The sequence below is a fragment of the Elstera cyanobacteriorum genome, assembly GCF_002251735.1.
GTDB classification, from domain to species: domain Bacteria; phylum Pseudomonadota; class Alphaproteobacteria; order Elsterales; family Elsteraceae; genus Elstera; species Elstera cyanobacteriorum.
In genome coordinates, this window is sequence record NZ_NOXS01000030.1 from 266276 (window position 1) to 288358 (window position 22083).

The 22083-nt window shown below is 61.8% G+C and carries 20 protein-coding genes; 5 read left to right on the forward strand and 15 right to left on the reverse strand.

From position 1 onward, the window contains the following. From CHR90_RS07245 to CHR90_RS07255, 3 genes are all read right to left on the reverse strand, one after another. The gene (locus tag CHR90_RS07245; RefSeq protein WP_094408323.1) at positions 1-303 is read right to left on the reverse strand and encodes an ArsR/SmtB family transcription factor; all 303 of its coding nucleotides are present in this window, start codon (positions 301-303) and stop codon (positions 1-3) included. Between the two features lie 77 nt (positions 304-380). After that, positions 381-1016 (reverse strand): LysE family translocator, encoded by a 636-nt coding sequence (locus tag CHR90_RS07250; RefSeq protein ID WP_094408324.1) that lies wholly within the window; start codon positions 1014-1016, stop codon positions 381-383. Between the two features lie 50 nt (positions 1017-1066). Then, positions 1067-1948, reverse strand: a complete 882-nt coding sequence (locus CHR90_RS07255; RefSeq protein WP_094408325.1) for a LysR family transcriptional regulator — start codon at positions 1946-1948, stop codon at positions 1067-1069. 176 nt (positions 1949-2124) lie between these two features. Here CHR90_RS07255 and bla point away from each other — a divergent pair, with 176 nt between their 5' ends. Then, positions 2125-3006 carry a class A beta-lactamase gene (gene bla / locus CHR90_RS07260; RefSeq protein ID WP_170941328.1) on the forward strand — a complete coding sequence of 294 codons (882 nt, stop codon included), beginning with the start codon at positions 2125-2127 and terminating at the stop codon, positions 3004-3006. On the opposite strand, the gene CHR90_RS07265 is transcribed toward bla, so the two are convergent. From CHR90_RS07265 to CHR90_RS07280, 4 genes are all read right to left on the reverse strand, one after another. Beyond that, positions 3003-4958: a methyl-accepting chemotaxis protein gene (locus CHR90_RS07265; RefSeq protein ID WP_170941329.1), complete on the reverse strand. Its 1956-nt coding sequence runs from the start codon at positions 4956-4958 to the stop codon at positions 3003-3005. The genes bla and CHR90_RS07265 overlap by 4 nt on opposite strands. 158 nt (positions 4959-5116) lie before the next feature. Then, positions 5117-6934, reverse strand: coding sequence for a DNA mismatch repair endonuclease MutL (mutL, locus tag CHR90_RS07270; protein WP_094408327.1), 1818 nt, complete (start codon positions 6932-6934; stop codon positions 5117-5119). Next, positions 6934-8280: a M16 family metallopeptidase gene (locus tag CHR90_RS07275; RefSeq protein ID WP_094408328.1), complete on the reverse strand. Its 1347-nt coding sequence runs from the start codon at positions 8278-8280 to the stop codon at positions 6934-6936. Before CHR90_RS07275 ends, mutL begins: the two co-directional genes overlap by 1 nt. Further along, a complete protein-coding gene (locus CHR90_RS07280) occupies positions 8277-9617 on the reverse strand; it encodes a M16 family metallopeptidase (RefSeq protein WP_094408329.1) in 1341 nt (446 codons plus the stop codon). Before CHR90_RS07280 ends, CHR90_RS07275 begins: the two co-directional genes overlap by 4 nt. A gap of 215 nt (positions 9618-9832) precedes the next feature. On the opposite strand from CHR90_RS07280, the gene secA reads away from it, so the two are divergent. Further along, the gene (gene secA, locus CHR90_RS07285; protein WP_094408330.1) at positions 9833-12499 is read left to right on the forward strand and encodes a preprotein translocase subunit SecA; all 2667 of its coding nucleotides are present in this window, start codon (positions 9833-9835) and stop codon (positions 12497-12499) included. Positions 12500-12767: 268 nt separating this feature from the next. Beyond that, a complete protein-coding gene (locus CHR90_RS07290; protein WP_170941330.1) occupies positions 12768-13070 on the forward strand; it encodes a ribbon-helix-helix domain-containing protein in 303 nt (100 codons plus the stop codon). A 3-nt stretch (positions 13071-13073) separates the two neighbouring features. On the opposite strand, the gene CHR90_RS07295 is transcribed toward CHR90_RS07290, so the two are convergent. Beyond that, positions 13074-13499, reverse strand: a complete 426-nt coding sequence (locus CHR90_RS07295) for a ribbon-helix-helix domain-containing protein (RefSeq protein WP_094408332.1) — start codon at positions 13497-13499, stop codon at positions 13074-13076. Positions 13500-13544: 45 nt separating this feature from the next. Further along, on the reverse strand, positions 13545-14132 hold the full coding sequence (locus CHR90_RS07300; protein WP_212668636.1) for a GNAT family N-acetyltransferase: 588 nt from the start codon (positions 14130-14132) through the stop codon (positions 13545-13547). Positions 14133-14288: 156 nt separating this feature from the next. Here CHR90_RS07300 and CHR90_RS07305 point away from each other — a divergent pair, with 156 nt between their 5' ends. Then, positions 14289-15260 (forward strand): LysR family transcriptional regulator, encoded by a 972-nt coding sequence (locus tag CHR90_RS07305; protein ID WP_094408333.1) that lies wholly within the window; start codon positions 14289-14291, stop codon positions 15258-15260. Here CHR90_RS07305 and CHR90_RS07310 read toward each other — a convergent pair. The 6 genes from CHR90_RS07310 to CHR90_RS07335 form a co-directional block, all read right to left on the reverse strand. Continuing rightward, positions 15257-16027, reverse strand: coding sequence for an ABC transporter ATP-binding protein (locus tag CHR90_RS07310; protein ID WP_094408356.1), 771 nt, complete (start codon positions 16025-16027; stop codon positions 15257-15259). The genes CHR90_RS07305 and CHR90_RS07310 overlap by 4 nt on opposite strands. An 8-nt stretch (positions 16028-16035) precedes the next feature. After that, positions 16036-16887 carry an ABC transporter ATP-binding protein gene (locus CHR90_RS07315; protein WP_094408334.1) on the reverse strand — a complete coding sequence of 284 codons (852 nt, stop codon included), beginning with the start codon at positions 16885-16887 and terminating at the stop codon, positions 16036-16038. 10 nt (positions 16888-16897) lie between these two features. Further along, positions 16898-17809, reverse strand: coding sequence for a nickel transporter permease (gene nikC, locus CHR90_RS07320; protein ID WP_094408335.1), 912 nt, complete (start codon positions 17807-17809; stop codon positions 16898-16900). After that, on the reverse strand, positions 17809-18852 hold the full coding sequence (locus tag CHR90_RS07325; RefSeq protein ID WP_094408336.1) for an ABC transporter permease: 1044 nt from the start codon (positions 18850-18852) through the stop codon (positions 17809-17811). The genes nikC and CHR90_RS07325 overlap by 1 nt, the downstream gene beginning before the upstream one ends. An 87-nt stretch (positions 18853-18939) precedes the next feature. Then, positions 18940-20541, reverse strand: coding sequence for an ABC transporter substrate-binding protein (locus CHR90_RS07330; protein WP_094408337.1), 1602 nt, complete (start codon positions 20539-20541; stop codon positions 18940-18942). A gap of 192 nt (positions 20542-20733) precedes the next feature. Beyond that, positions 20734-21618 (reverse strand): RNA polymerase factor sigma-32, encoded by an 885-nt coding sequence (locus CHR90_RS07335; protein ID WP_094408338.1) that lies wholly within the window; start codon positions 21616-21618, stop codon positions 20734-20736. 162 nt (positions 21619-21780) lie between these two features. On the opposite strand from CHR90_RS07335, the gene CHR90_RS07340 reads away from it, so the two are divergent. Further along, positions 21781-22065 (forward strand): MCP four helix bundle domain-containing protein, encoded by a 285-nt coding sequence (locus CHR90_RS07340; protein WP_094408339.1) that lies wholly within the window; start codon positions 21781-21783, stop codon positions 22063-22065. Positions 22066-22083 lie beyond the last annotated feature (18 nt).

Sequence of the window (22083 nt, forward strand, 5' to 3'; positions counted from 1 at the left end):
TCAGTCACTCCGATTGAGATGGTCTTCCAGCGCATCAAGCTTCCCGGCCCAGAAGGCGCGGTAGGGGTCGAGCCACCGGTCGAGTTCGATCAACGGGGCCGGGTCTAGGCTGTAATAGCGCCAGGGGCCGTCGATCCGTATGCGCACTAATCCCGCGTCCCGCAAGGCTTTGAGATGTTTGGAGACATTCGGTTGGGGCAGGCCGAGTTGGTCCACCAAGGCCCCCGCAGGCTGTTCGCCTAGGCGAAGCAGCGCGAGGATGTCGCGACGGATGGGATCGGCAAGGGCGGAGAAAAGCGTCATGACGTTTATATTCCATATTCAGAATATTGCCGTCAAGGAATATTCCTTTTTGAGAATATGATTTGCTTATCCACCGACTAGGCGGGGCGACGCAGGGTCAAGAGCAAGACGCCAAAACTGATGAAGATGCCGCCGATGGTTCGGTTCAGCCAGCGCACCAGCAGCGGGCGCAGCAGAAAGCCGCGCGCCTGCCGGGCCAGCAGCGCATAGCCCATCAACGACAGGATCGACAGGCCCATGAAAATGCCGGTCAAGGTCAGAAACTGCGGCAGCAGCGGCGCATCGGGCACTAAGAATTGCGGGAAGAGCGCGGTGAAAAATAGCACGGCCTTGGGATTGGTGAGGGCCAGCCCCACGGCTTCGCGGTAGAGTTTGCCGCGTGGCGGACGGGTTTGCGCGCCGCCCGGCTCTGGCAGCGCAGCCAACAGCCCCTTGCCGAACAGATGCCGCAGCCCAATCCAAAACAGGTATCCGGCGCCGACCAGCTTCACCGCGCCGAACAATAGGGCGGAGGTTTTGAGCAGGATCCCCAGCCCGAGCATCGAAGCCGCCGACAGGCAGAACAGCCCCGTCACATTGCCGAGCGACGACCAGACCACCGCTCCCAGGCCATAGACGATACTATTGCGCAGGGCGAGCAAGATGGCCGGACCAGGGGAGAGAATGGCCGTGCCCGCAATCAGGGCATAGGATAGCAGCAGGGCAAGGGTCATGGCGTGTCTCCGAATACTCAGATAGTCTGCCCCGAAACCGGGAGGAAAAACTATCCGTCCGCCGCGACCGCCGCCAGCAGCCAGTCCTGAAAAGAACGCATGGCCAGGGTCGGCGGCCGAGACTTCAGCCGGGTGAGATAATAGCTGCCAAGCGGCGCCATTATCGGAAAAGGCTGCACCAACTCCCCCACCGCCAACTGCCGGGCGAACAACCGGGGCGGGGCTAAGGCAACACCGACGCCCTGCAAGGCCGCTTCGATCATCGTCAGCGACGAGTCGAAGGTGATGCTGCTCAGCGGCGGCATCGGCCCCGTATGACCCGCCGCGGTAAACCAGCTTGGCCATTCGTCGGCCCGGTAGGACCGCAGCAGTATCCGCCCGAAAAGATCGGCGGGCGCCCGCAGCCCGTCGGCCTGGGTGGGGGTGCACAGCGGCGCCAGCGGGGCGTCGAACAGGGGGACCGCATCGATACTATGCCAAGCGCCATTGCCGAAACGGACGGCCAAATCCAGCCCCTCGGCCGCCATATCGACGCGGTTATTATTGGTAAACAGCCGCAGATCGACGAACGGATGCTGTTCCTGGAACCGGGGCAGGCGCGGCAGCAGCCAGCCGACCGCGAAGGTACCGACGGTACCCAACGTCAATAATTCGCGCAGATGGCCGCCATCGAAACGACGCAGCAGTGCGGCGATCCGGTCGAAACTATCGCCCAGAACGGGCAGCAGCGCCTCCCCCTCCGCCGTCATTTTCAGACCGCGCGGCAGGCGCTTGAACAGGGTGACGTTCAACCGGGCTTCGAGCTGCTTCACCTGGTGACTGACCGCCGCCTGGGTAACGCAGAGTTCCTCTGCCGCCAAGGTGAAAGACAGATGGCGGGCCGAGGCTTCGAAAGCGCGCAACGCATTGAGTGGCAGATAGGGGCGTACCATGATGCCCTAGAAAATTTTATGGCTCGTCTCAGATATCGTGATTTGTCGCCGCCGAACAATCCCCGTATCCAAGGGTTACGGCAGCGCGGCCACCATGCGCTCCCGCACCGACATAAACCAAACTAACCCTTGCCCTGATTTCCCTGCGTTCAACGCGGGCTTGCTGGAGCTTTACCATGACCCTGACTCGCCGCCGCTTCACCCTGGTTCTAGGGGGAGGGCTGGCCGCCCTCCCCGTCATGCCGGGGTTGGCGAAAAACGCCCCGGATACGCTGACCCAGACGATTATCGACCTCGAAACCCGCCTTCAGGGCCGGTTTGGCGTGCTGATCCACGATACAGAAACCGGGAAGCGCTGGCAGCACCGGGCTGACGAGCGCTTTCCGATGTGTAGCACCTTCAAATATGTTCTTGCTGCCGCCATTCTGGCGCGGGTGGAGGCTGGCGAAGATAAACTGGACCGTCGACTGCCGATTACCGCCGCCGATCTTGTGCCTTATGCTCCGGTGACGCAGCCCCAGGTTGGAAAAACACTGACGTTGGCTGAACTGTGCCACGCAGCGGTGACCGTCAGCGACAATACGGCAGCTAATTTGTTACTGCGGGTCCTGGGCGGCCCCGCCGCGCTGACGGGCTTTCTGCGCCGCATCGGCGATAACGTAACCCGGCTCGACCGCTGGGAGCCGGAGCTGAATTCCGCCCTGCCCGGCGATCCGCGCGACACCACAACGCCCGCCGCTATGACGCGAACACTGGAAAACCTATTGCTCGGCCCCGCCCTTACCCCCGCCAGCAAGACCCAATTGACGCTCTGGCTGATCGCCAATACTACGGGGGACGCTAAGGTTCGCGCCGGTTTGCCGAAATCCTGGCGCGTTGGGGATAAGACCGGCAGCGGCGCACGCGGCACGATGAACGATGTCGTGGCAATCTGGCCGCCCCAGCGCAAACCGGTCCTGCTGAGCCTCTATCTCACTGAAACCAAGGCATCGATGGAGGATCGCAACGCTGCCTTCGCCGCCGTTGGAACCGCCATCGCGGGTATGCTCGGCGGCTAGGCCGCGCGCACCTGGGTTAGAAAATCGGTCACCACCTGCTGAAGCTGTGCCGCCTGCCCAGCCAGATCGTTCGCCGCCGTGGCAACGGTCTGGGCCTGGGCATCCACCTGCCCGATGGTCTCGCGCACCCCGCCCATCGCGTGACTGGCGCGCTGGGTACTGGCGGACGCATCATCGACATTACGGGCGATCTCCCGCGTCGCAGCGGCCTGTTCTTCCACCGCCGCCGCGACGGCCGTCGAAATATCGGCGATGCTGGCAATCGTCGTGCGGATACCGGTCATCGCCGACGAAGCGCCGCTGCTGGCCGATTGGATCGCCGTAATCTGCTGGGAGATTTCTTCGGTCGCCCGGCTGGTCTGCATGGCCAAGGTTTTCACTTCCGCCGCAACCACAGCAAAGCCCTTGCCGGCTTCCCCAGCCCGCGCCGCTTCGATGGTGGCATTCAGCGCCAAAAGATTGGTCTGCCCGGCGATCTGCTGGATCAACTGCACAACGGCGCCGATCTTTTGGGCGGCATCGTCCAGCCCCTGCATCCGATCGGCGGCTTGCGCGGCTTCCTGGGTCGCCTGCCCGGTAATGCCGGTGGCGTGGGTGACCTGCTGGCCGATTTCACCGACCGAGGCCGAGAGCTGATTGCCCGCCCCGGCCAGCGATTCCATATACTGCGCCGTCGTCTCCACCGTTCCGGCCCCGGTCCGGGCTTGCTCGAGCGTCTGTTGCAGACTGCGGCTCATCTGGCGAGAGAGGTCGAGCAGGGCCGACGCACTGCGGCCAACCAGGGCGACAACGCCCTGCACGCTATCCTCGAACCGCCGGGCCAGGGCAAGGCGGGTTTCGCGCTGCTCGGCTTCGCTGCGGGCGCGGCTTTCGGCCTGATCGCGGCGCAGCCCTTCCGCCTCCTGCATCGAGCGCTGAAACACTGCCACCGCCGCCGCCATCGCGCCAATTTCGTCGCGGCGGGTCAGACCGGGAATCGCGCCGTCGAGCCGCCCATCGGCTAGATCGGTCATTGCCGCCGTCATCGCCAAAACCGGCCCGCACAGGCTGCGACTAAGACGCCAGGCGGCCAACAGCGCCAGCACCAAAATAGCGCCGCCGATGGCCAGCGAAATCAGCAGGGCGCGCTGCTGCACGCCCGCAAGCTCCGCCCGGTCGCGGGACAGCAGCACGACGCCGAAAATATCGCCGCGATAATCGCGCACGGGCTGGGCGACGAAGGAAAGCGTTTCGGTTCCGAGCATGAAACTTCCGGTCTGCCCCGCGCCTTGCAGGGCCGCCGCCAAAGTATCGGCAGGCACGGGCGGATCGTCCGCGAATGTTTTGGCGAAACTGGTTAGCCCCTTGGCCGAGGTTACATAGAGCGCGACATCGGCCCCCGTCGTCGCCTTCAAGCGGTCGAAGAAAAACTGATCGATCGATAGGCCGATTTCGACCGAGCCGATGGGCTTCTGGTCTTTGGTCATCGGCACCACGCCGCGAATACCCAGGCCCTCGACACCATTTTCGATCCCAGACACCGGCTTTTGCGCCTGATTGACGGCAACCACCGTGAAGCGGAAGGACGAAAGATCGTCGCCAAACTTCTCCGGGCGATGGACGCGCAGGAAGGATGTCGCGGGCGCCATATGGAACTGAAGCTGACGCACACCGTGCTTATCCTTCAGTTCCTTGAACGCCGGGGCGAGGAGTGCTTGAAGCTTCTCCCGCTCCCGCGCGGCAAAGAGATCGCGGACCGCATTATTTTCCGCCAAGCTGACCGCCAACGATAGGGCGCGGTCGCTTTCCGATTTTACAGACGAAGTAAAATAAGCGTGCAGGGTTTGCAAATCCCGCTCGGCCGCCGTTTCAATCAAGCGCTGACTGAGGATAATATGGCTGGCCGTTGTCGCCGCTATGGCTAGAAGAACGCTTCCTGCTAGGGACAACACCAACCGCTTCGATAAAGTCATCCTTAGCATCGCCCACTCCTTTGGCAAGCGGTGATTATTTTTTGTGCTTTTTACCCATCGATGATCGTTTCAGAGCAAAGCCGCACAGCGCTACCGCTGACAATAATATCATTTCATTTAATTGCCGAAGAAAATATGCGCACGCCGGGGGGCGGGTGTCACTTCCGCCCGAACAACCGTTCGAGATCGCTGCGCGAAAGCTGCACATAGGTCGGGCGCCCGTGGTTGCATTGCCCGCTGTTCGGCGTCACTTCCATCTGGCGCAGCAGAGCGTTCATCTCCGGTACCGACAGCCGCCGCCCAGCACGCACCGAACCGTGACAGGCCATCGTCGCCGCCACATGGTGCAGCTTATCGGTCAGGGCGAACCCGTCGCCCAGGTCGCGCGCCTGTTCGGCAAGCTCGCGCACCATCTCGGGCAGGTCGAGCTTACCCAGCAGCGCCGGAACCTCGCGCACCAGCACCGCTCCGGGGCCAAACGGCTCCACCATCAGGCCCAATTGCTGCCAATCGGCGGTGCGGGCCAGCAGCGCTTCGGCGGCGCTTTCCTCCATCTCCACCACTTCGGGGATGAGTAGCGCTTGCCGGGCGATCCCCTGATCGGCCAGGGCGGCTTTCAGTTTTTCATAGACGAGGCGTTCGTGGGCCGCGTGCTGATCGACTAAGATCACCCCATCGCGGGTTTCGGCGAGAATATAGGTTTCGTGCAGTTGCGCCCGCGCGGCCCCAAGGGGGAAGGCCTCCTCCCCCGGCGCGGGCAGCGGCGCCTCGGCCCGGGCGGCGGGGGCAAAGTCGGACGGTTGGGCCATGCCGGGCAGTGGCGCGAACCCGGCGGGCGGCGCTTGAAACCGGTAAGCGGCTTCGGCCAAAGCAGGCGCGGGGCGGCTTTCGATCGGGCGCCATTGGGTAAAATGGGTCTGCACCGGTTGCGCCTGAAAGCTGCCAAGCGCCGCGCCGGTCATCGCCGTCGAGGCCCGATGCCCCGCCCCCGCGAGCGCGTGGCGGATGGTACCGACGATCATGCCGCGCACGAGACCGGACTCGCGGAAGCGCACTTCGGTCTTGGCCGGGTGGACGTTCACATCCACCTCGGTCGGCGGCAGGTCGAGGTAGAGGGCCACCACCGCGTGCCGGTCGTGGGCCAGCACGTCCTGATACGCCCCGCGCACTGCGCCGACCAGCAGCTTATCCTTCACCGGGCGACCATTGACGAATAGGAACTGCGCCGCCGCCGTGCCGCGATGATAGGTCGGCAGGCCGATATGGCCGGTGAGGGTGATGCCCTCGCGCTCCGCCAGGATCGGCAGGGCATTGGGGGCAAAGTCGCGGCCCAGCACCGCTGCAAGGCGGTTTAAGCGCCCGGCGTCGCCCAACGGTTCGGCGGGCAGTTTCAGCAGGGCGCGCTCGCCTTCGGTTAGGAAGAACCCAATCTCCGGTCGGGCGAGGGCGAGGCGGGTCAGCACATCCTTGATCGCATCGGTTTCCGAGCGGGTGGATTTCAGAAACTTCAGCCGCGCCGGGGTGGCGTAGAAAAGATCGCGCACCTCCACCCGCGTGCCTGCGCCTGCCGCCGCCGGGGCGGGATCGGCAATCGCCCCCCCTTCGACGGCAAGGCTCCAAGCCTCCGCCGCCCCCTGCGGGCGGGAGGTGAGGCGAAGCCGCGCCACCGCCCCGATCGACGGCAGCGCCTCGCCCCGGAACCCAAGGGTGTGGATATTCAGCAGATCATCGGTTGGGAGTTTGGAGGTCGCGTGCCGTTCGACCGCGAGACGCAACTCCTCCCGATCCATACCGCAGCCATTGTCCGATACGGCGATCAGCGCCTTGCCGCCGTCCTGGGTCTGCACGTCGATGCGCGTGGCCCCGGCATCGAGCGCGTTTTCCACCAACTCTTTCACAGCGGCGGCGGGACGTTCGATCACCTCGCCCGCCGCAATGCGGTTGACGAGGGTCGGGGGCAGCAGACGAAGGCGCATCAGAATCCTGGCGGTAACGGCAAAGACGGCGGCAGATCGGGCGTGGTCTCCCCGGCGGCGATGATCACCAGCGCGTCGGGATCGATCAGGCGTTTGGCGGCGGCGTTCACCCGCTCCAGGGTAAGGCCTGCCAGCAGCGCGCGGCGGTCATCGTAATAGGTCGGCGGCAGCCCGTCGAGTTGCAAGCGCCCAACGAAATCGGCCATTGCCCCCGTCGAGGTGAGGCTGACGATAGAGGCGCCGAGGTAGTAATCCCGCGCCGCGTCTAATTCGTCCTGGGTGATCCCGCCGTCGCGCAGTTCCGCCCACAGGCGCTTGGTGATCGCAATAGCTTCTGCCACCCGCCCGGGTGCCATTGCCGCCGTCGTGACCCACGTTGGGCGCAAACCGCCGTAGCGTAACGCGGACCCGGTGGAATAGACCATGCCGCGCTTTTCGCGTAGTTCGATCTTGAGACGCGAGGTGAAGGTCGCCCCGCCCAGAACATGCTCCAGGATCGCGGCTGGCCAGAAATCGGCATCCCGACGGTCAAGGCCGGGCAGCACGGTCACCAGGCTGCTCTGCGGTGCCCCCGGCACGGGAACGTGATAAAACCCCGGCTGCGGTCGCTCAGGGAAAGTCGGCAGCGGTGGGGCGACTTCCCCGGGCGGAAGCTTGCCGAACAGCCGATCCAACAGCGGGGCCAACTCCGCCGGGCTAATCGCCCCGGCTACCGCCACCGATAGATTGGCCCGGGTTAGCCGGTCGCGGCTAACGGCCATCATATCGTCGCGGGTAATGTCATCGACACGGGGCAGCAGCGGCGTGGTGATCATCGGCACCTGGTCGCCCAGAAACAGCGCCGCCAGCGTCTGTTCCGCCCGCACGCCCGGCTGCCGTTGATCGGCTTGCAGTTGGCGCTTGAGGGTCGTGCGGCCCTGCAGAATGGCCGCGTCGGGAATGACCCGCTGGGTTAAGGATAGCGCAATCAAATCGGCGCTATCGTCGCGCTTATCGCGGATCATGCGGATCGAAATCTGATCGTAGGCCGGGGTACGATTGATCGCCAGGCTGGCCGATAGGCTTTCAAACTGCCGGACGAAGCCAACCGGATCGTAATTCCCCGCCGTCGTTCCGGTTAACGCATTCATCAGGCGGCTGACCCCCGGCTTCGGATCGAGACGGGAGCCGCCCCGCGCTGCCGCTTGGATGGAAATTACCGGCACCGTCTCGTCACGCCACAGCCACGCGGTAATGCCGCCAGGGCTAGTCACGCTTTCGATTGTCACCTTCGGCGGATCGACCGCCAGCGCGGCCCCCGGCAGCAGCAGGCAGATCAGCAGCGAGCGGAGCAGAGCGCGGATCATGGCGCAGCCTTCGGTAGCAGATGGGTAATGACGAAGGCCGCCGGGTTGAACCAGCGTGCGGCACTCTGCCGAACCTCGGCGGGGGTGACGCGGCGGATGCGGTCGTCGTCTGCCGCCACATCATCCGGCGTACGACCAATCATTTTGGCCCGCCCGAGACTATTGGCCAAACCGGTGAGTGAGTCGCGCTCGAACGCCTCGCCGTTGGTCAGCCGTTCAATGGCGCGGTTCACCTCCGTCTCGCTCAACCCCTCCCGCTGGACCCGGCCCACTTCCGCGAGAAAGGCGGTTTCCAGCCGGTCGAGATCGACGCCCGGCGCCGGCGACGCTGATAGGAAAATCTGTCCCGGTCCCCGGCGCGACAGGTCTACGCCCGCCAAAGCCTGCTGCGCCAAGCGCTGCTCATTGACCAAGGTCCGGTCGAGCCGGCTGCCCAAGCCCTGACCGAACCCATCGATCAAAACCGCCATCGCCGCCGCCTCGTCCGGGGAAACCGTGCTGAGCGAGGGGCCAATCGCCCGGGCTGACCAGGCTGGCGTTGGGGCACGGGCGGATACTTCCGTCAGTTTACGGTCGGTTGGCGCGGCGGGGATGGGCAAGGCCACCCGCGGCGGCAGCGCGCGGGCCGTCACCCGGCCATAGGTCGCATCGGCCAAGCGCAGCACTTCGGACAGATCGGTATCGCCCGCCACGATCAACACGGCATTGTTCGGCGCGTACCAACGGGCATGAAAGGCCAGGGCGTCCTGATAGGTCAGGGTCTTAATATCGGCTTCCCAGCCGATGACCGGGCGACCATAGGGATGATCGGGAAACAGCGCCGCCGCCGCTTTTTCCGACAAGCGACCGCCGGGGGGCGCATTGACGCGCTGATTGCGCTCTTCGAGCACCACCGACAGCTCTGGGCGACTATTGGCCTCCGACAGTTTCAGCCCGGCCATGCGGTCGGCCTCCAGCGCCATCATCGCGCCCAATTGGTCGCGCGGCATGGTTTGGAAATAGCCGGTATAGTCGGCACTGGTGAAGGCGTTCTGCCGCCCGCCGTGGCGATTGACCAGCGCATCGAAGGCACCGGGGGGCGTTTTTTCCGTGCCCTTGAACATCAGATGCTCAAGATAATGGGCAAGGCCGGTCTTGCCCGGTTCCTCCTCCGTACTGCCCACCTTATACATCAGCAAATGATGGATCGCCGGCATCCGCTGCTGCGGAACGACGATCACCTCAAGCCCATTGGCAAGGGTGGCGGTTTCAACCCCCCAACGGGTTTTCGCGAGGTCGGCGGCCCAGAGCGGCGGGGCGAGGATCAAAACGGCAATGGTGGCGGCAATCGGACGCAAGGGCAGGCCCTTTCCTTCTTTCCCCTCAAAATAGGGCGGAGACCAGGGCGAAACCAGGGCAAAAGCACCGGAAGACCTGACAGTGGAAATTGACACCCGAAGACCGGCCCCTTATCTCTGCAAGGCTCTTCTCGGAGCATATCGGCCCGCCCTTCGATGCCGCCGGGGGCATGGCCGTTCTTTCTTTAAGGCGTGTTGGTTTGGAAGGTTTCTCGATGTTCGGCGCCCTCGCGAAAAAGCTGTTCGGCTCGGCCACGGAACGTGTGGTCAAGGGGATGCACAAGACGGTTCAGGCGATCAATGCGCTGGAGCCGGAGATTGCGGCCCTGACCGACGAACAACTGACCGCCCAGACCGATAAACTGCGCGCCCGCCTGGACGCTGGCGAAACGCTGGACGATATTCTGGTCGAAGCCTTCGCCACAGTGCGCGAAGCCGCCAAGCGCGAATTGGGCCTGCGCCCCTTCGACGTGCAGTTGATCGGCGGGATCGTGCTGCACCGGGGCATGATTTCGGAAATGCGCACCGGGGAAGGCAAAACCCTGGTCGCCGTCCTGCCGACCTACCTGAACGCCCTGCAAGGCAAGGGCGTCCATATCGTCACGGTCAATGATTACCTCGCCCGGCGCGATTCGACCCAGATGGGGCGCATTCACCGCCGCCTGGGGCTGACGACCGGCTGTATCGTCAACGGCCTCAATGATGTCGAACGCCGCGCCGCCTATGCCTGCGACGTGACCTATGGCACCAACAATGAATTCGGCTTCGATTACCTGCGCGACAATATGAAGTTCCGGCTAGACGATATGGTCCAGCGCAGCTTCAACTATGCCATCGTCGATGAAGTCGACTCGATCCTGATCGACGAAGCGCGCACGCCGCTGATCATCTCCGGCCCCGCCGAAGATAGTTCGGAGCTTTATAAAGCCGTCAACGTCCTGATCCCGCGCCTCGCCGCCGAGGATTTTGAAAAGGACGAAAAAGCCCGCACCGTCGCCCTGACCGAATTGGGTCAGGAAAAGATGGAAGAGCTGATGCTGGAAGCCGGGCTGCTGAAGACCGGCACGCTCTATGACGTGCAGAACGTCAACCTCGTCCATCACGCCAATCAGGCCCTGCGCGCCCATACGCTGTTTACCCGCGACGTCGATTACATCGTCAAAGACGATAAGGTCATCATCATCGACGAGTTTACCGGCCGTATGATGGACGGGCGGCGCTATTCCGAAGGGCTGCACCAGGCGCTGGAAGCCAAGGAAGGCGTGACTATTCAGATGGAGAACCAGACCCTGGCCTCCATCACCTTCCAGAATTACTTCCGCATGTATCCGAAGCTGGCGGGCATGACCGGGACCGCCGCCACCGAAGCGCCGGAATTCCAGGAAATCTATAAGCTGGAAGTGGTGGATATTCCCACCAATGTGCCGGTACAGCGCAAGGACCATGACGACGAGGTCTATCGCACCGCCCGCGAAAAATACGACGCCATCGCAACGCTGATCAAAGAGTGCCGGGAGCGGCAGCAGCCGGTGCTCGTCGGCACCGTTTCGATTGAAAAATCGGAACTTCTGTCCGAACTGCTGAAAAAGTCGGGCATTCCCCATTCGGTGCTGAACGCCCGCTACCACGAGCAAGAAGCGCTGATCGTCGCGCAGGCGGGGCGCCCCGGCGCCGTGACCATCGCCACCAATATGGCCGGGCGCGGGACCGATATTCAGCTTGGCGGTAATGTGGAAGCGCGCATGGCGCTCGAAATCATGCCGACCGATACGCCAGAGGCGCGGGCTGCTAAGGAAGCGACCATTCGGGCCGAAGTCGAGGCGGCCAAGCAGATCGTTCTGACCGCGGGCGGTCTTTACGTCATCGGGACCGAACGCCACGAAAGCCGCCGCATCGACAATCAGTTGCGTGGTCGCTCGGGCCGTCAGGGCGACCCCGGCGCGTCGAAATTCTTCCTATCGCTGGAAGACGATTTGATGCGCATCTTCGCCGCCGACCGCATGGACGGCATGCTGCAAAAGCTGGGACTGAAGGAAGGCGAAGCCATCATTCACCCCTGGATCAATAAAGCGCTGGCGAAAGCCCAGCAGCGCGTCGAAGCCCGCAACTTCGAAATTCGTAAGAACCTGCTGCGCTTCGATAACGTCATGAACGACCAGCGCAAGGTGATCTACGAACAGCGGCGCGAGATCATGAACGCCGACGATTGTTCGGCGATGGTCACCGAAATGCGCCAGGAGCTGATCCACGATCTCGTTACCCGCTGCATTCCGCCGTCGGCCTATGCCGAACAGTGGGATATCGGTCAGTTGCATACCGAAACCCTGCGCCTGCTGGCGCTCGACCTGCCCATCGCCGAATGGGCCAAGGAAGAGGGCATCGCCGACGAAGAGATTCTGGAGCGCATCCTTCAAGCCTCGGACGCGGCAATGGCGGCCAAGGAAGCCGAATATGGCGCTGAACTGATGCGGCTGGCCGAAAAGAGCATGCTGCTGCAAATCCTCGATCAGCTTTGGAAAGACCATCTGCTGACGCTGGATCATCTGCGTCAGGGGATCGGCCTGCGGGCCTACGCCCAGCGCGATCCGCTGAACGAATATAAGCGCGAAGCCTTTGTCCTGTTCGAAGATATGCTGGGCAACCTGCGCCAGACCGTTGTGCAGGCGCTGACCCATTTGCATCTACAGCTTTCAACGCCGAGCGAAGCCCTGTTCGCCGAAAGCGCGACGACGGCCGACGCGGCTGAAGAAGACGGTTGGGTGCAATATCAAGGTGTGCGTATAAAACGCGATGATCCCAGCACTTGGACGGGATTATCGCGAAATGCCACTTGTCCCTGTGGCTCAGGAAAAAAATATAAACACTGTCACGGCACCATCTAACACTATTTAAAAACGGCGGACCTTTTGAATAAGGTCCGCCGTTTTGATTTTTGATTCTATAATGATGCCATAGTATGCAGCTTCATATTTGCGAAGTGATTTCGACCAGAGCTTTCATACAGAAGTAATCAATAAACGCTTTAGTTGCGTTCTTAACGATTTATAAATCAATTTTCAGGTAAGACAGGCATGCACTGGTGCGACCGCGCCAATGCTTGTTTGCAATCTGTCTATCGTCATGGGTGCCACCGTCGCGAGGATTTTCCGCATGGCCCACGTCATTCCCATCGCTGCGCGCCCTATGGCGACGCAGCGCACGCTTCGGCGTTTCAGCCTAACCTCTGGTCCGCTTGAATTGCGTCTTGAAACCGAGCTGTGGTCAGCCCTGAGCGGCATCGCCAACGAGCGCCGCATGCCGTTGGCCAATCTGATTGATCTGATCGACCAGCAGCGCGGACAGCAATCGCTGCCCCGTGCCCTTTGGCGGTTTGCCATCGCCTATTTTCAGGCGCTCAGCGAAACCGTCGACCCTGCGCCGCTCGCCCGTCCGGTTTTAAAGCCGGTTGGCTAAGGTTTAGCGGTTTAACAGCTTCCGCCCAACGCCCGCTTCGCCGATCCCCGACGCGGAGGTTCCGCCATGCGCCGCCGTGCGAAAATAGGTGAGGATGAACATCCGCACCGATGCCGTAAAGCTCAGCCCTTGCGGTTGGCCGTCGGCAATGCGGCTGCACAATTGGGTTTGGGTGTAATTTTCGCGCCGGGCGATTTCGGTCAGCGCGTCCCACATCTCTGGCTCCAGCCGGATCGTGGTGCGGCGCCCATTTACGGTGACATTGCGCAGAACCAGTTCGCTGTCGCGATGGGCATCGACCATATGGCGCATGGCCCGGTCAAAGATGGACCCCGCCGTATCCCCCAAGGATGCAGTCACCGCCGCCGGAGACCCAGTCCCCTCGGCAATCACCCGCAGACCGACCTGAGAGATCGTTCGAGAGTCCATCCACACCCCCCTATTGTTGCGGGCGGAGACAAGAATCCACCCGGTTTAAGCGTTAACCCGTTGCACTTTCTCACGCGGCACGGCTTTCGCCGGGCGCGCCATCGAGTGTTCGAGAACCCCCGGCATATCCCACGCCCCTTCCGGGCGCAGCAACACCAGATCGTCCGTCCCAAACCCGACCGCATCGGCGGGCCGTTCCACTTCCATGATCATCGCCACATATTCCACATCCGAGAAGTGGAACGGGGGATGATTGGCGGGCTTGAACCCGTAGCGCCGCCAGAAGCGCATCAGCCGCTTTTGCGCATGAGCATAAAATGTCGTGTACCCTTTTTGCTGGCAAAAATCGAATCCGAACTGGATGGTTTTTTCTGTGATATCGGTGCCCCGAAACTCCGCCCGCACGGCAAACCGTTCGAATTTCACGAAGTCGGCAAAGTAACGAATACGGATTGTCGAAGCAGGTTCGCCATCAACAAAGCCTACAACATGCGTTGCCGTGTGATCGTTGCCATCAAACTCTTCAAAGTAAGGGCACTTCTGTTCACCGCAAAAAACAGCCGAACGGATCATATAGGCCATATCCCGCTCTTCTGCGGTTGAGGCAACTTTTACCATGATTTGATTAGTCATAGATTCCTCCGTTACAAGGAAAATACATATGTATTCGCAGGCCCAATGTACTGGTTCGTTGCATATCATCGTAACGGAGATTTCCAGATAGGGTCATGCATTGTTGCATACCCTCTCGATCTTCGGCATAGTACCGCCATATGAGGGAGAAACCCTATGGAAATCACAACTGTAAAGAATTTGGATGCGGATCTTGTTCCGTCAATTGGTGAAATTGATTGGAACGACCTGCGCTATTTCCTTGAAGTTGCACGCAGTGGCAGCTTTTCCCGCGCGGCGCAATCCCTGCATACGCATCAGAGCACGGTTAGCCGCCGGATGCAGATTCTGGAAGATCGGCTGCGCACTTTGCTGGTCAGCCGCACCGCTCAGGGCATCGTTCTAACGCGAGAAGGCGAGGCCCTTATGCAAAAAGCCGCACAGGTCGAAACGATTATGTTCGATCTGAAGCGGCAAGTTGCAGGGGGAAATGCCCGTATTTCTGGCACCGTCCGCATTGGTTCGACGGATGGTTTTGGTGTTTACTGGATTACGCCGCGCTTGCCGGACCTGTTGCGCGGTCATCCGGGACTGACGGTGGAGGTTCTTTGCTCCGAAGATCTGCCCCGTCTCGACCGGCTGGAAGCCGATATCATCCTGCGCCTGGGCGAGCCGCAGGATGAAGCGCGCAGCCGCACCATCACCCTTGGGATTATGCCGTTCCGGCTTTACGCCTCGCAAAAATATCTTACCCAGTTCGGCGTCCCGAAAACCTGGGACGATCTTATCAACCACCACCGCATCGTCGTCCATGATTTCTATCCAACCGACGGCCAATGGGAAACCTGGGCGGCGATGGCGAAAGACCCGCGCCTCGTCGCCTATCGCACCAATTCGTCGGCGGCCTTGGCGGAAGCAACGATCAACAGCGTCGGCATTGCGCTGATGTCGGGCTATGCGCACCAGCACACCCCCAGCCTAGTGCCGCTGCCCGATCCGCCGGGCTGGCAGCAACCGAGCCTTCCCGTCGTTCTGGTTTATCACGAGGATCTAAAACGCTCGAAACGCGTCGAAGTTGTCATCGAGTACCTGCGCGCCGCCTTCCGAAAATGGGCGGAGGCGACGCGCGCCGAACCGGAACTGTCTTAATCCACTAACCCCGCTACCGCCGCCCGGTCATAGCCCTGGCTAGCGGCGAGAAGCTGGCGCGTATAGGGCTGACGGGCCGTGCCGGAGCGGATCAACGCCATCTCCGCCACCTCCACGATCTCGCCGTGGCGCATCACCGCCACCGTGTCGCACATATTGCTGAGCACGGCCAGATTATGGGTCACCAGCAGATAGGTCAGCCCGCGCTCGGCGCGTAGCCGCCGCAGCAGGTTGAGGATTTCCGCCTGCACCGACACATCGAGCGCGCTGGTCGGCTCATCCAGCAGCAGTACGCGCGGCTCTAGGATAAGCGCGCGGGCAATGGCGACGCGCTGGCGCTGCCCGCCAGAGAGTTGATGCGGGTAGCGGAAGCGGAAGTGCAGCGGCAGACCAACGTCGCGCAACGCCTGCTCAATACGCGCATCGCGGTCGCCAATCCCGTGAACGCTGAGCGCCTCGTCCAGCACCCGGTCGATGGTGTGGCGGGGATGCAGCGAGCCATAGGGGTCTTGAAAGACCATTTGCAGCTTTTTGTGGAAAGCCTTGTCGCGCTGCCGCCCCTGGGGTTGCCCGTCGATCACCACATCGCCCGTCCAATCGGGATTGAGGCCGGACAGGGCGCGCAGCACCGTCGATTTTCCCGAACCGCTTTCGCCGACGATGCCAAAGCAGGCGCCTTCCGGCACCGAAAAGGAGATGGATTTAACCGCCTTCACCACGCGCCCGCCGGTGTGGAAGGTGATGGTGAGATCGGCAACCTCGATCATCGGGCGGGTCACGGGCGGGCCTCCGTCAACCAAGCGGGATCGCGGGTCAGGGTCGGCAGGTCGCCGGGCGGGCTGTCGAGACGCGGCAGCGCCGCCAGCAGCCCCTGTGTATAGGGATGTTGCGCGTTCATCAGGTCTTTCGCGGCCAATTGTTCGACGATCCGCCCGCCGTACATCACCAGCACCCGGTCGCAGAAGGAGGCGACGAGGTTGAGGTCGTGGCTGATGAAGATCAGCCCCATGCCGCGTTGGGTCACGAGATCGTCGAGGATCGCCAGCACTTGCAACTGCACGGTGACGTCGAGCGCGCTGGTCGGCTCGTCGGCGATCATCAAATCGGGGTCGGGGATCAGCATCATGGCGATCATCACGCGCTGGCCCATACCGCCGGAAATTTCGTGCGGATAGGCGCGGTAGACGCGCTCTGGGTCGCGGATTTTCACTGCCTCCAGCATGGCGATGGCCTTTGCCCGCGCGGCGCGGCGGCTTAGGCGCTGGTGGGTCAGCAGCGCTTCTTCGATCTGGCGCCCAATGGTCATGACCGGGTTCAGCGAATATTTCGGGTCTTGCATCACAAGGCTGATGCGTTTGCCGCGAATCTGCCGCAGCGCCCTATCGTCGGCGGCTTGCAGGTCGATCCCGTCGAAGGTGATCTTTTTCGCCACCACCTCGCGCGCGCCGGGCACCAGCCGTAGCAGCGACCGCCCGGTCAAGGATTTGCCGGAGCCACTTTCCCCAACGATGCCGAGTTTCTCGCGGCCCATCGTAAAGCTAACGCCGCGCACCGCTTCGAAAATACCATCGGGCGTATCGAAGCGCACGCGCAGGTCTTCGACCTCAAGGAGGGGTTTGTCCACCATCGCGCGCCCCTTACCGCTGCTTGGGATCGAGCACGTCGCGCAACCCGTCCCCCAAAAGATTGAACCCGAGGCTGACGATCAGAATGGCAAGCCCCGGCATCGCCGCCACCCACCATTGATCGAGGATGTAGCGCCGCCCGGCCGAGATCATCGCCCCCCATTCCGGCGACGGCGGCTGCGCGCCAAGGCCAAGGAAGCCAAGGCCTGCCGCCGTTAAGATAATCCCGGCCATATCGAGCGTGACGCGGACAACCAGAGAGGAGGTGCAGAGCGGCACCACATGCCCAAGCAGGATGCGCAGGGGGGAGGCGCCGAGTAGCCTTGCCGCAGCGATGAAATCGGACTGGCGCGCCGTTAGGGTTTCGGCGCGGGCCATGCGGGCATAGGGCGGCCACGTGGTCAGCGCAATGGCGATAACGGCATTTTCGATCCCCGGCCCCAGCGCCGCCACAAAGGCCAGCGCCAGGATCAAGCGCGGGAAAGCCATGAAAATATCGGTGATGCGCATGAGGGTCGCATCGACCCAACCGCCAAAATAGCCGGCGATCACCCCAACGGCGAGGCCGAGCGGCGCGACGATGATCGCCACCAGCGCCACCACCGTCAGCGTAATCCGTGCGCCCCACAGCAACCGCGAGAGAATATCGCGGCCAAGATCGTCGGTCCCTAACAGATGCGCGCCGCCGGGCGGCAACAGCCGGTTATCAAGATCCTGAATGACGGGGGAATAGGGCGCCAGTACGGGGGCAAGCGCGGCGACAAAGATCAGCGCCAGCACAATGGCAAGGCCGATCATCGCCAAAGGATTGCGCTTAAACGCCAACCAGCGCCGGTAACTTTGGCCGAGATGGGCCTGACGGCGGCTTTTAGGGTCGGAGGTTAGCAGCCAAGCGCGCAGGGATTGGGGTTCGGTCGCCGCCATTACTTCGCCCTCGGATCGACGACGCGATACAGAAGATCGCAGAAAAGATTGAGCAGAATGAAGGTTGCCCCCACCACCAGCGTGCCGCCCAGCACCGCATTCATATCGGCGTTCAGCAGCGAGGCGGTGATATAGGACCCCAGCCCCGGCCAGGCGAAGACGGTTTCGGTCAACACCGAGCCTTCAAGCAAATGGGCATAGGAAAGGGCGATCACTGTGATCAGCGGCACGGCAATGTTGCCCAAGGCGTGCCCCCAAACAATCCGCCGCTCCGACAGCCCCTTGACCCGCGCCGTGGTGATATATTCCTGGCGTAATTGTTCGACCATAAAGCTGCGCGTCATGCGGCTGATATAGGCCATCGAGGAATAGCCCAGCACGGCGGCGGGGAGAATAAGATGGCTGAAGGCATTGGTAAAAACTTCCCATTCGCCCGCCAGCACCGCATCGATCAACAGCACGCCCGTCACCGGATCGACGAGATCGTCAAACGCGACATCGAGCCGCCCCGGCCCACCAACCCAATCGAGCTTCGCGTAGAAAATCAGTAGGCCCATCAGCCCCAGCCAAAAGACCGGCGCCGAATAGCCCAGCAGCCCAACGAAGCGGGCCACCTGATCGATCCACTTGCCTTGGTGTACCGCCGCCTGTACCCCGAGCGGCACGCCGATGACGACACCGATGAAGGTTCCAAAGGTCGCCAGTTCCAGCGTTGCCGGGAAGAAGCGGATCACGTCTTCGACAATCGGGCGGGACGTCAGCACCGAATTGCCGAAATTTCCTTGCAGAACATTGGTGACGTAAATCCAGAACTGCACGGTCAAAGGCCGGTCAAGTGCCAACGCCTTATAGGCGGCGTCATAGACTTCCTTGGTCGCGCGGTCACCGACGACGGCCAGCACCGGGTCGATCGGCATGACCCGCCCGATGAAGAAAGTAACCAGCAGCAGCCCCAGCAGGGTCAAGGCAATGGCGATCAGCAGCTTGGCGGCGGCCAATCCCCCGCGCCGCAGCGCCCCTGAGGAAAGGGAGAGGGTGGACATTCGGAAACTTCGGTCCTTCAGCAATAGCCTCTGTCCCACCCCCGAAAACCGGGGGCAGGACAGGGCCAGACTGGAGTTTACGTCAGATTATTTCGTGATCTGCGAATAGAGATTCACGTCGAACGACGGGCCGATGATAAAGCCCTTCACATTGGCCGGATGGGCGGCCACTTCGATCTGCTGGAACATCACAACGAACGGCGAGCTTGCCTGATGTTCCTTTTGGATATCGAGATAGATCTGGGCGCGCTTCGCCGGATCACGTTCCTCGACGGCCGCCAAGGTCTTCTTCGACATGGCCGGGATATCCCAGCTATTGCGCCACGCCAACGTCTTCGACTTGGTGGTGTCGGAATTGTCGAGGTTGATGGCGAAAGTTTCCGCATTGGTGTGCGGATCCTGATAGTCGGGGCCCCAATCGCCGATATAGATATCGTGATTACGGGCGCGATACTTGGTCAGGGTCTGCTTACCGTCGCCGGGGATCAGTTCCAGCTTCACGCCCGCCTTGGCCCAGGATGCTTGCACGGCCTGCGCCACATCGGCATAGGGCGAAACATTGCGCACGTCCATCGTCACACTGAACCCATCGGGATGACCCGCTTTCGCCAGCAGTTCCTTCGCTTTGGCGAGATCGAAGCTATAGGGATTGTCGTTCAGTGCGCCGAGGAAACCGGTCGGCAGGAACGCCTGATGGGTGACGCGGGTGCCCTTCAGAATATTTTCTTCGATGGACTTATAGTCCACCAGCATCTTCAGCGCTTGGCGCACTTCCGGCTTCGCCAGGATCGGGTTCTTCTGGTTAAGGCCGAGGTACATCAACGAGCCTTTGACGCCCGAATCGAGCACGACCGACTTATTGGATGCGAGGCCGATGATCTGGTCTTTTTCCAAGTTACGGGCGTAATCGACGTCGCCCTTTTCCAGCATCAGGCGCTGGGTGGCGGCTTCGGCGATATGACGGACGACGACGCGCTTATTCTTGGCCTTCCCGGCCCAGTAACCGTCAAACGCATCCAGCGTGTAGCTTTCCTTCGCCTTCCAGGAACGCAGAACATAGGCGCCCGAGGCGGCGGAATTGGTCTTCAGGAATTCATTCCCAAAGTCGCCATTGACTTCCTTGGTCTTCACCAGCTTCGAATCGACGACCGAGGCCACCGAAGCGGTCAAGCAATAGTAGAAGAAGGTCGGCGCCACCGGCTTATCGACGCGGATGATCAGGGTTTCGGCATCCGGGGCGCGGACGCGATCCGCCAGATTGTCCTTGTTAAAGCCAAACTGTTGCAGAATGAAGGCCGGCGACTTGTTCAGGAGCACGGCGCGATGGATCGAATAGGCCGCGTCTTCCGCCGTCACCGGATTGCCGGAATGGAACTTCATGCCCTTGCGGATCTTGAAGGTGTAGGTCAGACCATCTTCGGCGACCGCCCAGCTTTCGGCGATCTGGCCTTTGATCTTCGACACATCCTTGAAATCATAGGTCAGCAGGCGGTCATAGATATTGCCGACCGCTTCCGACCCCGAAAACTCGAAACTTTCTGCCGGATCGAGCGAGATAATATCGTCGATCTGCTTGGCCATCACGACCGTATCCTTCGGCGTCGCTGCCTGGACGGCGCCCGTCAGCGCAAAAGCCAGCGAAACGCCCGCCAGCATGGTACCGGTCAAAATCTTCGTCGAAAGCTTCATGGTCAAAGCCACCCCCTGTTGCAATGCAGTTTCAACGGGTTTCCAGACGGTAGTTCCCTTCCACCGTCTGGCTGGGTGCAAACTTCCCATTCTTTGCAACCCAGCCCGATTGATTGACATGTTAGGAGTTAGTCTTTGACCCGGCGGTCAACTCTGTCAATAGGCCGCACACACTGTCCAAAACTATGCAGATTACGCATTGGCCATCAAATCGCCCGGCTGCTCCACATGCTTCAGAATTTCTTCGCGCAACTTGGCGAGGGCCCGATTTTCAAGCTGACGGACCCGTTCTTTCGAGACGCCTAAACTTTCGCCGAGCTGTTCCAGGGTCACGCCCTGATCGCTCAGCCGCCGTTCGCGGATGATGCGCTGTTCGCGCGGGCTTAGGGTATCCAGGGCCTCTTTCAGCCATTTCGAGCGGGTTTCCGCGTCGCGCAGGCCGATCACCACCTCCTCCGGCGACGGGCCGGGGTCGGGTAGGAAGCTCTGCACCTCTTCCTCCCCCTCCTCACTGATCGTCGCGTTCAGCGACTGATCGAGACCGGAAAGCCGCTGTTCCATGAGGATCACGTCATTCTGCGAGACGTTCAGCGTTTCGGCAATCTCTGCCCGCCCCGCATCGTCGAGCGGCTGGCCAGAGGCGTCTTCGATCTTAGCGCGCAACCGCCGCAGGTTGAAGAACAGCGACTTTTGTGGAGCGGTGGTACCGGTGCGGACGATCGACCAGTTGCGCAGCACGAAATCCTGCATTGCCGCTTTGATCCACCAGCTCGCATAGGTCGAAAACCGCACGTCGCGCCCGGCATCGAAGCGCGCCGCCGCCTGCATCAGGCCGACGTTGCCCTCCTGCACCAAATCGCCGACCGGCAAGCCGTAGCGGCGGAAGCGCGCAGCCATCGCGACGACCAAGCGCCCATAGGCGCGCACGAGACTATGCAACGCCCGTTCGTCCTGGTGTTCCCGCCAGCGGCGGGCAAGGGCGAACTCCTCCTCCCGCGATAAAAGGGGCGCGGCCATCGACCGCCGAACAAAACCGAGATTGGCCCGCTGGGTATCAACATCATCGATATGGGTCATGGCGCGTTTCCTTGTCGCTGCCGGATGCCCTTGGTACGCCGCGCCAGAAACAGCGGATCATAAACGCGCCCAGAAATCGGATAAATTTTGAGGTACCTGCATCTCCCCCCCTGACGGCACGGTAAGGATGACGGTGCGTATCAGGGAAATAGGGGCAGAGGCATGCAACCGAAACCGCAAGGCTTGACCATTGGACGGCGTATCCTGGGGGCCTTCATCGTCATCCTGCTGCTGACGCTGGCCCAAGGCGGTTTTGCGCTGGTGCAACTTCGCGCCGTCAACGATTCGGCCCGAGCGCTCGAAGGCCGTTGGCTTCCGGCAGTGGAGCAAACGGGCAGCCTGACGGCGGCCCTCAATGCCTTTCGCATCGCCGAGGGGCTTTATATCCTCTCGTCCGACGAAACCCAGCGGGATGATCGTAAGCGCGAATTTCTCAGCACCTTTTGAATTCATCGTGTTTTGGCA

Excerpts from the sequence above, each read along its gene's own strand:
- nikC (WP_094408335.1), bottom strand. The coding sequence starts at position 17,809 with ATGGCGGCGACCGAACCCCAATCCCTGCGCGCTTGGCTGCTAACCTCC.
- CHR90_RS07245 (WP_094408323.1), bottom strand. The coding sequence starts at position 303 with ATGACGCTTTTCTCCGCCCTTGCCGATCCCATCCGTCGCGACATCCTC.
- CHR90_RS07250 (WP_094408324.1), bottom strand. The coding sequence starts at position 1,016 with ATGACCCTTGCCCTGCTGCTATCCTATGCCCTGATTGCGGGCACGGCC.
- CHR90_RS07330 (WP_094408337.1), bottom strand. The coding sequence starts at position 20,541 with ATGAAGCTTTCGACGAAGATTTTGACCGGTACCATGCTGGCGGGCGTT.
- CHR90_RS07290 (WP_170941330.1), top strand. The coding sequence starts at position 12,768 with ATGGCCCACGTCATTCCCATCGCTGCGCGCCCTATGGCGACGCAGCGC.
- mutL (WP_094408327.1), bottom strand. The coding sequence starts at position 6,934 with ATGCGCCTTCGTCTGCTGCCCCCGACCCTCGTCAACCGCATTGCGGCG.
- bla (WP_170941328.1), top strand. The coding sequence starts at position 2,125 with ATGACCCTGACTCGCCGCCGCTTCACCCTGGTTCTAGGGGGAGGGCTG.
- CHR90_RS07310 (WP_094408356.1), bottom strand. The coding sequence starts at position 16,027 with ATGATCGAGGTTGCCGATCTCACCATCACCTTCCACACCGGCGGGCGC.
- CHR90_RS07315 (WP_094408334.1), bottom strand. The coding sequence starts at position 16,887 with ATGGTGGACAAACCCCTCCTTGAGGTCGAAGACCTGCGCGTGCGCTTC.
- CHR90_RS07305 (WP_094408333.1), top strand. The coding sequence starts at position 14,289 with ATGGAAATCACAACTGTAAAGAATTTGGATGCGGATCTTGTTCCGTCA.
- CHR90_RS07295 (WP_094408332.1), bottom strand. The coding sequence starts at position 13,499 with ATGGACTCTCGAACGATCTCTCAGGTCGGTCTGCGGGTGATTGCCGAG.
- CHR90_RS07275 (WP_094408328.1), bottom strand. The coding sequence starts at position 8,280 with ATGATCCGCGCTCTGCTCCGCTCGCTGCTGATCTGCCTGCTGCTGCCG.
- CHR90_RS07300 (WP_212668636.1), bottom strand. The coding sequence starts at position 14,132 with ATGACTAATCAAATCATGGTAAAAGTTGCCTCAACCGCAGAAGAGCGG.
- CHR90_RS07255 (WP_094408325.1), bottom strand. The coding sequence starts at position 1,948 with ATGGTACGCCCCTATCTGCCACTCAATGCGTTGCGCGCTTTCGAAGCC.
- CHR90_RS07265 (WP_170941329.1), bottom strand. The coding sequence starts at position 4,958 with ATGACTTTATCGAAGCGGTTGGTGTTGTCCCTAGCAGGAAGCGTTCTT.
- secA (WP_094408330.1), top strand. The coding sequence starts at position 9,833 with ATGTTCGGCGCCCTCGCGAAAAAGCTGTTCGGCTCGGCCACGGAACGT.
- CHR90_RS07325 (WP_094408336.1), bottom strand. The coding sequence starts at position 18,852 with ATGTCCACCCTCTCCCTTTCCTCAGGGGCGCTGCGGCGCGGGGGATTG.
- CHR90_RS07335 (WP_094408338.1), bottom strand. The coding sequence starts at position 21,618 with ATGACCCATATCGATGATGTTGATACCCAGCGGGCCAATCTCGGTTTT.
- CHR90_RS07340 (WP_094408339.1), top strand. The coding sequence starts at position 21,781 with ATGCAACCGAAACCGCAAGGCTTGACCATTGGACGGCGTATCCTGGGG.